This window comes from Runella sp. MFBS21 (assembly GCF_029433105.1).
In the GTDB taxonomy this organism is placed as follows: domain Bacteria; phylum Bacteroidota; class Bacteroidia; order Cytophagales; family Spirosomataceae; genus Runella.
Genome location: NZ_JARNTW010000046.1, coordinates 1 through 8,164 on the forward strand (window position 1 = coordinate 1; position 8,164 = coordinate 8,164).

The window sequence follows — 8,164 nt, forward strand, 5'->3', positions numbered from 1 at the left end:
GGGACCATTAACTAAAAGATGGAGAGCATCAAAACGTGAGAAAAAGCAAAAAGTACAATTTTAGAAACTATTTCAGTGACCAAAAATGAATCCTAAATCTGTCAAGCTATTTCAGGGTGATACAATTGTTTTGGAGGGTAGCTAACATAAAAATACGTTGGTTAGGCAAGGCAATTCAAACTTTATTTCTAATTGCAATTTTGCGTCCATTAACCAATAAAGTCGAATACACTTCGGCTATTTTGCTCCAAGATGCATAAGGATGAGCAGTGTACTAGGCGGAATCCATCATGCAGTTGTTTTTACTTTTACAAGAAAAAAGAAAAGGAGCAAAGAAGTGTATAAGGCGGCGTTTTTTATGGTGTAGTTTGAGAGCTTTATGGCTGAATTACAAATAAATAAGGTACAAAGAGGATAGCAAAAAGCTTTTCGCATTTTTCATTATCCTCTTACAATGAGACATTTTTTATTCTTTACATTCTGTTTTTTTTAGGACTTCTTCTAAATCAAATGTAAGAGTAGCGCCGGGGCTAAATATAGTTTTCTCTTCTGTCTCTTCTACAGGGCCGTATCCTTCCACAAAGCCATCTTTCTTGGCTAAAAATACCACTTCTCTCACCGATTCGACTCCTTCTGACTCAAAAGTATAATCGGCTCTTAGGGTATCTCCGTGCATTCTACCCCGTAAAGTACCTGTGTTGCGGTCTTTCTCAAACAGTGAATACATCAGGGTTCCCTCTACATCGATACCCTGTTGGGTTAGATTTAGGGTGATGGTATCGCCTTGCGGAGTCATGAGCGCATAGCAATGCGTTTGACTTTTGGCTGCCATTGGTGATGCTGCGCTTGTAGAATCTTTTAAGGTAGCTTCGTCAGTGTTGGATTTGTTGGGGTTACAACCGCAGAGTAGAGCGAGCGTGAGAAATGTGAGTAGATTGGTGGTTTGCATGAGGTACAAATGTCGCCAGTAAATAAGACTTTTTAGCCCAAAATTAATCTTTTTTAGAGGAATGCTTTTTTCCTGCAATGAGACCATAGTCCATTTGGGTCGCAAATTGCACAGCTAAGGGCGTCAAGCCAGCTGCTTCCATCATGTGGCGATACTCTTTGCGACTATAGGCGCGCCCTTTGGTGACCCAAAACAACTGAGCAGAGTAGTCGGTGACGGGTAAAGGGCCGTCTAACGCATCGTTGAGGAAAGCATCGTGAATCCATAATTCGCCTTCGGGTCGAAGCACCTCCGCAAAACGCCGAGCAAGCTTATAGCAAACATCGGCAGGCCAATCATGAAATACACTCGCTGCCAATAGGATGTCGGCTGAAGGTAAAGTATCTTCTAGCATGTCTCCAGGCATGAATCGTACACGCTCAGGTAGCGAAACAGCTTCGGGGTGCTGTTTACAAAAGCTCTCTAATGTCTCTGCTGCTATTGCCAATACCGACGGTCGGTCGAGTAGGGTGGCTGTGGCTTCGGGATTGCGCAGGAGCCATTCGTAGGTGAAGTAGCCCGTACCACCCGCCACGTCCAACAAATGCCCCGAATGACGCGGGAGAAATTCGGCGGCGATAGGAGCCAAGCATTGGGCGCGTCCTGCGAGTGCCAGTGTCAAGCGGCGAGCTTCGTCTGGGTTGTCCATGGGCGAAGGAGCCTCGTGGTCTTTGACGTAAGCAGTGCCTGCGGTGGAAGCATGCTTGGGACCATCATGTAGAAGGCGCTCGGCCATTTCGATGACTCCGGGGTCATTTTTTTCTAAACCTACGTAATCCATTAGTGTAGGAGTTGCCTCACGAGAAAGGTGATGACCTACTTCGGTGAGTTGTAGACGCCCCTCTTCATCGTACTTTAACATCCCCATGGCACAAAGTGCTGGGAACAAAACCATAGCGGGGCGTTCGCTGAGGCCAAGTCGCTGACGTAATTCGCTAAGTGAGAGAGGGTGTGGGGCTAAAGTTTCAAAAACATTCAAATGATGAACAGCCGCAATGAGTAAGCGCGAACTATAAACGGCTCGTGCATGACGAGTGATGGGAGCAAGGTCAGTAGTAAGAGGCATAGATAAAAGTTGAAATATACTTCTAAAATCAAAGAAAGGCATTGATTACTATTTTCTTATTGAGAAAAGTTATATTTTCTAGCAATAAGTCTGTTTACGCTTTTGCCTTTTTTATCTTTATTTGATTTATTTTCTGCCACAAAACGCATAAAGAGATGCTTCTCTTCATTGAGGTATTTATGTCAATTTATTTGTGGTAGTTATATGATAAAAAAAGTTTCAATACGTATTTTACTACATCTTTGCGTTGAAAAACTCTTTTGTTTGTTATGCGGGTTGTCTTTTTATACTTTTTGTTGCTCTATCATTCAGCCCAGGCTCAATATGAACACTTGCTTCATAAAGATTACAAAGAGCGGGGGAGGATGTTGAGTAACTTTTGGGAAACCAAGACTATCAACGACAATTATGATTCTACTAAGTTTTTTAATGAAGTATTTGCAATCCGAAAGTTGGCTATCGACCACAATGACGAAGGCTTAGAAATGGATACCTATATGATGGAACTTAGCTTCTTTTTATATAGAGAAAAATATAAAAATAATCTGGTTGTAGCCAAGTTGGAATTAGATAAAGTACTGCAAATAGCAAGAGACAAACAATTGCTTACGGAGGCATCAGTCGAAAAGCATTTTGGACTTTTTTATTTCAATAGGGTCAAAAACTATGAGTTGGCTTTTGAGCATTATCTTAATATGTATGAAATTATCAAAGATAAAAAGCCGACCGAATTTCCTGACAAGGTCAATTGTATCAACCAATTGACCTATGCGTATTATCATTTTGCTGAATATGATAAAGTGATTCAGTATGCTCAAACGGCTATAGACTATGAAGAAACCAACGGGTTGGACAACTATTTGTTTTCAAACTACATTTTTGTTGGTAATTGTTTTCGCTATTTAGGGCAGTTAGATTCTGCGAAGGTATATTATGAAAAAGCCTATCAGAATGCGCTTGGTAAAAAACAAGAGCATGCTAGTGGGTTGGCACAGGGATATTTAGGATACCTGTACTATCTTCAAAATGAATTTGATAAGGCTGTCTCGCTTCTTAATGCGGGCCTTCTAGTTGCCGAAAAATATCCGCTTGCTAATTATAAAGGACTGTGGTCTGTACCCGCATCGGTTGCTCAACTGGCTGAGAACAGCATTTTGTGTTTGAGCAGTTTGAGTGATTTAGAAATTAAAAAAGGCCATTTAAAGCGAGCAGGGGAGTTGATGCAGAAAGCAAAAAAATACCAACAGGACTCAGATGAGTTTGCTCTTTTGGAAATTTTGTATCCACCATTGGCTCGCTTGGCTACCGAGCAGGGGCAGTATCGTTTAGCGACTTTATACCTAGATTCTTTGTTGTTTGTCAAAGATAGTCTTCACCGGCAGTTTAATACTCGCAAATTGTTGCGTGCCCAACAGAAAGCTGATTTGAGACAGCAACGTGCCGAAATTGAAAGGCAGCGTAAAGAAAAAAAACAAGAACGTAATCTATATTTGATAGGAGTGGGAGTGGTTTTGGGTTTGATTGTATTTGCGTATTTCCGCCAGCGGAAATTGTTTTTACGACGTTTAAAAGTAGATCAGCAGCACCTAATTGAAAAAGAAACACAACTTTTGAATGCGACTGAGCAGCTTCGTCAGTTTGCTTCTAATATCTCAGAAAAGTCAAAATTGATAGAAGAACTTCAGAAAAATCCTGACGAATTATCGTCTCAACAAGCCTTATCAAAATTACAACAGAGTACGATTGTTACAGATACAGAATGGGAGACGTTCCGTCATTTGTTTGAGCAAGTACATGAGGGATATTTGCAACGTTTAAAGGATAGTTACCCACAGCTAACTCCCGCCGAGGTACGGTTTATTACACTCACTAAGCTCCAATTGTCTAAAAAAGAAATGACATTTGTGTTGGGGGTTTCTTCACAAAATATTCGAACCATTTGGTATCGATTACGTAAAAAACTTTCTCTCTCCGAAGAAATTACTCCTGAAAAACTAGCAGAAAGTATATAAATTCTTTCAAAAGTACCTTCTTTTGGCTGTGTGACGCTTTTGTGACGTCTTTGTGATGCTTTTGTGACGTATCAAAATTGGAAATGGAAGTCTTCGTGTTCTAGCTTTGTTGCATGGCTAAATCATCTTTCATTGCTTTCTTACTCCGTCAAAAAACAATAATGCTGCTACTCATAGTAGGGTTGTTGATTGTGCTTATGGTTAGTATTTGGTGGTATTATGATATGCAATTGGAGGTATTGGAAAAACTTCCATAGGATTATTTAAACTCCCTTTATTCTTATGAAAAATACTCTATTACTTTTCTTTTTATGGATTTTAGCAAAGCCATTGCAAGCTCAAATTATTTATGTAACCACTACAGGAGCTGGTGCAAAGGACGGCTCAAGTTGGGGTGATGCCTATGAGGGTAATAAGTTGCAACAGGCTATCAATGAGGCCTCGGCTTATGCTACCACAAACAATACAAATGCCCAAGTGTGGGTAGCTGCCGGAACGTATTATCCTATGGCTGATATCAGTGGAAACACGACTCCTTCTAATGAACGGGCAAAGACCTACACCCTGAAAAACAAGGTGGGTATTTATGGGGGTTTTCCAGCTACTGGCAATCCCAATATGAGCAATCGTGATTGGAAGACCTATATCACTACGCTTAGTGGAGAAATCCAACAAGACGAAGATATTTCTAACAATGTCTACCATGTGGTACTAAATGATCAAAATGGTCTCAACAACACGGCTATTATCGATGGGGTGACTATCTCTCATGGTGCTGCCAACAATATAGCTGAGTTTACCTCAGAAAGGGGTGGGGGAATGTATAACTATCTTTCGTCTCCTAGTATCACTAATTGTACCTTTTCATTTAATCAAGCGTCCTATTTTGGAGGTGGATTGACTACTTCTTACGCTACTCCTAAAATAGAGAATTGTACTTTTCTTAGTAATTCTGCAGCTACTGGGGGAGGTATTTGCAGTTTTGGAGACTACGATTATAGTATTGTTAATTGTCTATTTATAAGTAATACAGCTAGTGCTACGGGAGGTGGAATTTATAACGGAGAGAGCAAGCCATTGATTCTTAATTGTACTCTAATTAATAATTCGGCAGGGATCAATGGTAGTGGAGTTCATAACTTTCCTGATTCATTTCCGACTTTAAAAAATTGTATCTTATGGAATTCTGGTGCTGCGGAGGTTGGAAATACTGGTGGGTCTAGTTCAACGTATATTAATTGTCTCATAAAGGGGATGAATCCTGGTGACAACAACCTAGACGGAACCAATTCCAATAATACTCCTTTGTTTGTAGACACTGCTAATAATAATTTTCGTTTGTTACCTTGTTCTCCTGGTGTCAATCAGGGAGATAATACAGGAGTGCTTTCAAAGGATTTTGACGGTAATGACCGTGTTTTTGGTGGAACGGTTGATTTAGGTGCATTTGAATTGCAAAGTACCACCTCGTTAGTAATCAGTGTTTCTTCTTCTTCCAATCCTACTACTTGTGGAGGAAGTAGTGGAACCATTGAATTGTCTGGGCTTTTGGCTAGTGTTGCTTATACCATTAATTATAAAAAAGACGGAAATGCGGCTTCAGCCACTCAGTATACAAGTGATGCAAATGGTATCATTACACTGTCTGGATTAAGTGCAGGTAATTATACGGAGATTATCGCTACACGGGGAATTTGTGTTAGCAATGCCGTTTCAAAGCAACTTTCAGATCCTCCTAAGCCTTCTATTATCTTAGGTAGTATTACTGAAATCTGTCCGGGCAATACCTCTTTTAGTATTCCATTTTCAAATGCCCAGAATACTCCTACTTCTTACTCATTATCAGGAACAGGTTTGACTACCGTCACCAATGCATCTTTGCCAAGTAGTCCAATCACGGTATCGTTGAGTGCTCCAGCTGAGACAGGGAGCTATTCATTTTCGCTGACTGTAAAAAATGCAAACAACTGCGTTTCTACAGAACTGACAGGTTCGGTCGTTGTAAAAGCGGCACCTACAGTGAATATTGTGTCGTTTACAGATCCCCTGTGTGGACAAGGTAATGCTGTTTTTGAAGTAAATGGTACGTCAGGAGCCACACTGAATTATACACTAACAGGTCAGGCAGGAACACAAACATTATTGTTAAATGGAAGCAATCAGAATATTTCTGCTTCTGATGTGACAGCTAATACAACCTTAACTTTACTCAACGTTATATCCAACACCACTCCAGCATGTACTACTGCCCTCAGTTCATCGGCTACGGTGATAGTGAATGCTGTTCCTTCTATATTTACCCTTAGTAGCAACAATACAGTATGTCAGAGTAATCCCAATGCTAATCCACCTGCGCTAACGCCGATATTGTCAGGCTCAGAGATTGGAGTGACTTATCAGCTTCAGCGTAATGGAGCCAATGTGGGTACGGTTATGAATGGTACAGGAAATGTGCTAGGGTTTGCGGGACAAAACATAGTAGGAACTTACACGGTGGTGGCGAAAACAACTATAGGTGGTTGTACAGCTCAAATGAGTGGTTCAGTAAATCCTGCTACATTGATTGTGGGTACGATACCTACCACATTCTCAGTAACTGGAGGAGGTAGTTATTGTAAAAATGGAGCAGGAGTAGCGCTAGGTCTGAACGGCTCACAGGTAGGAGTTAACTATCAGCTTCGACGTAGTGGTCTGAATGTAGGCAGTGCAGTAGCTGGGACAGGCAGTGGCATTAGTTTTGGGAATCAGATAGCTGTGGGTAGCTATACAGTGGTGGCGATAGAAGATGTGTCTGGTTGTAGTCGTAATATGAGTGGATCCAAAACCGTGACTATTAATAATAGCTGTAGTGCGAGAGAAAGTATTGCCTCTTGGGAGCAAGAAGATAATGTAGCATCAGAGGATGGTTGGGCAATGATAGCTCCCAATCCAGTGATTGGGGAAAGTTTCCAATTGCACATAAAAGGACAGGCTCGTCAATTGATTCGATGTGAAATGATGAATCTACAAGGGCAGGTATTACATCAAAATCAGTTTGAAACTGGAGGCACATATTTACATAAACAGACATTGGAAGTGCGAGGTCTAAAAGTGGGCACATACCTACTGCAGATAATGACTCAAAATCGTAAAACCACGCTGAAACTAATCAAAGCCAATTAGGATTAAGATTATGTTTTGGAAACTAATTTGGGACTCTGTTGAGAAGCATGGTTGTGTAGGCGATTTATAGCATAGCTTCAGAAGATTCTACGGTTTTTTCATAATCTTTTGCCAATCTGCGCCTAAAATTAAGCCATCCGAATGATCTTTCGACCTGCCAGCGGTTCTTTTGGGGCAAAAAAACTTGAGCCGATTCGGGCTTTTACGGTGCGGTGCAATTTCCACCTTCCAGCCATATTTTTTGTCAGAATGTTCAATAAACGTAGTCTTATATGCATGGTCACCGATGATTCGCTGTAAGCGAGGCACTTTACCTTTCAATCTTTCGAGGGCCTCGATGCCAGCCTGATTATCAGACAGCCTAGCAGAGGTCACTTTGATACACCACGGAATTCCCAGGGTATCGACCAAAATCGTCTTTTACGTCCATTGATTTTTTTACTCCCCTCTATTCCTGTTTCTGAATCGATGAACTGAACCGACTTAACACTTTGACTATCAATTGTTAGTAAGCTTGGTGTGGTTTCTCTTTCCTGACGCTTACGTTCTTTAATGGCAAGATAGTCCAGCAGTTCCTCTCAGATACCACGCAGCCTAAACTGTCTGAAATGATAGTAAACAGTCTGCCAAGGAGGGTACTTACTTTCCATATTTCTCCATTGAGAACCTGTGCTATTAATCCAAAATATAGCATTTACTATCGTACGCAGCGAATGATTACGGACTCTTTGGCTATCAATTATTTTTTCGACAACTTGCCACTGGGAGTCAGTCATTTCGGAGAATTTCTCTTTCATTTAGCTTGTTTGACGGGGCCGCCTTTAGATTTGTGTGATTGAACAAAACCAAGAAACTGGTAAGTTTACTTTTCAGTTGTTGAGCAGGATATAGGCACTTTAAGGGGCCGCATGGGTAGAACCCACCACGGGATTGAAG

At 41.0% G+C, this 8,164-nt stretch carries 6 protein-coding genes; 2 read left to right on the forward strand and 4 right to left on the reverse strand.

The window, feature by feature from the left end; genetic code table 11:
* Positions 1-466: 466 nt before the first annotated feature.
* Positions 467-949, reverse strand: coding sequence for a hypothetical protein (locus P1X15_RS32215; protein ID WP_277342220.1), 483 nt, complete (start codon positions 947-949; stop codon positions 467-469).
* A gap of 43 nt (positions 950-992) precedes the next feature.
* Positions 993-2,054 (reverse strand): methyltransferase, encoded by a 1,062-nt coding sequence (locus P1X15_RS32220; protein ID WP_277342221.1) that lies wholly within the window; start codon positions 2,052-2,054, stop codon positions 993-995.
* A 365-nt stretch (positions 2,055-2,419) separates the two neighbouring features.
* Between P1X15_RS32220 and P1X15_RS32225 the strand changes: the two genes are divergently transcribed.
* Both P1X15_RS32225 and P1X15_RS32230 read left to right on the forward strand, forming a co-directional pair.
* Positions 2,420-4,066, forward strand: coding sequence for a hypothetical protein (locus P1X15_RS32225; protein ID WP_277342222.1), 1,647 nt, complete (start codon positions 2,420-2,422; stop codon positions 4,064-4,066).
* 282 nt (positions 4,067-4,348) lie between these two features.
* Positions 4,349-7,228, forward strand: a complete 2,880-nt coding sequence (locus tag P1X15_RS32230) for a choice-of-anchor Q domain-containing protein (RefSeq protein ID WP_277342223.1) — start codon at positions 4,349-4,351, stop codon at positions 7,226-7,228.
* A 64-nt stretch (positions 7,229-7,292) separates the two neighbouring features.
* On the opposite strand, the gene P1X15_RS32545 is transcribed toward P1X15_RS32230, so the two are convergent.
* Both P1X15_RS32545 and P1X15_RS32685 read right to left on the reverse strand, forming a co-directional pair.
* A complete protein-coding gene (locus P1X15_RS32545) occupies positions 7,293-7,406 on the reverse strand; it encodes a transposase (protein WP_310586055.1) in 114 nt (37 codons plus the stop codon).
* A gap of 400 nt (positions 7,407-7,806) precedes the next feature.
* Complete coding sequence (locus tag P1X15_RS32685; protein ID WP_409049725.1) at positions 7,807-8,025, reverse strand: transposase; 219 nt, start codon at positions 8,023-8,025, stop codon at positions 7,807-7,809.
* Between the last annotated feature and the right edge of the window lie 139 nt (positions 8,026-8,164).

Bases quoted from the DNA above. Each gene is read 5' to 3' on its own strand.
- P1X15_RS32225 (WP_277342222.1), top strand. From the start codon at position 2,420: ATGTTGAGTAACTTTTGGGAAACCAAGACTATCAACGACAATTATGAT.
- P1X15_RS32220 (WP_277342221.1), bottom strand. From the start codon at position 2,054: ATGCCTCTTACTACTGACCTTGCTCCCATCACTCGTCATGCACGAGCC.
- P1X15_RS32230 (WP_277342223.1), top strand. From the start codon at position 4,349: ATGAAAAATACTCTATTACTTTTCTTTTTATGGATTTTAGCAAAGCCA.
- P1X15_RS32215 (WP_277342220.1), bottom strand. From the start codon at position 949: ATGCAAACCACCAATCTACTCACATTTCTCACGCTCGCTCTACTCTGC.
- P1X15_RS32685 (WP_409049725.1), bottom strand. From the start codon at position 8,025: ATGAAAGAGAAATTCTCCGAAATGACTGACTCCCAGTGGCAAGTTGTC.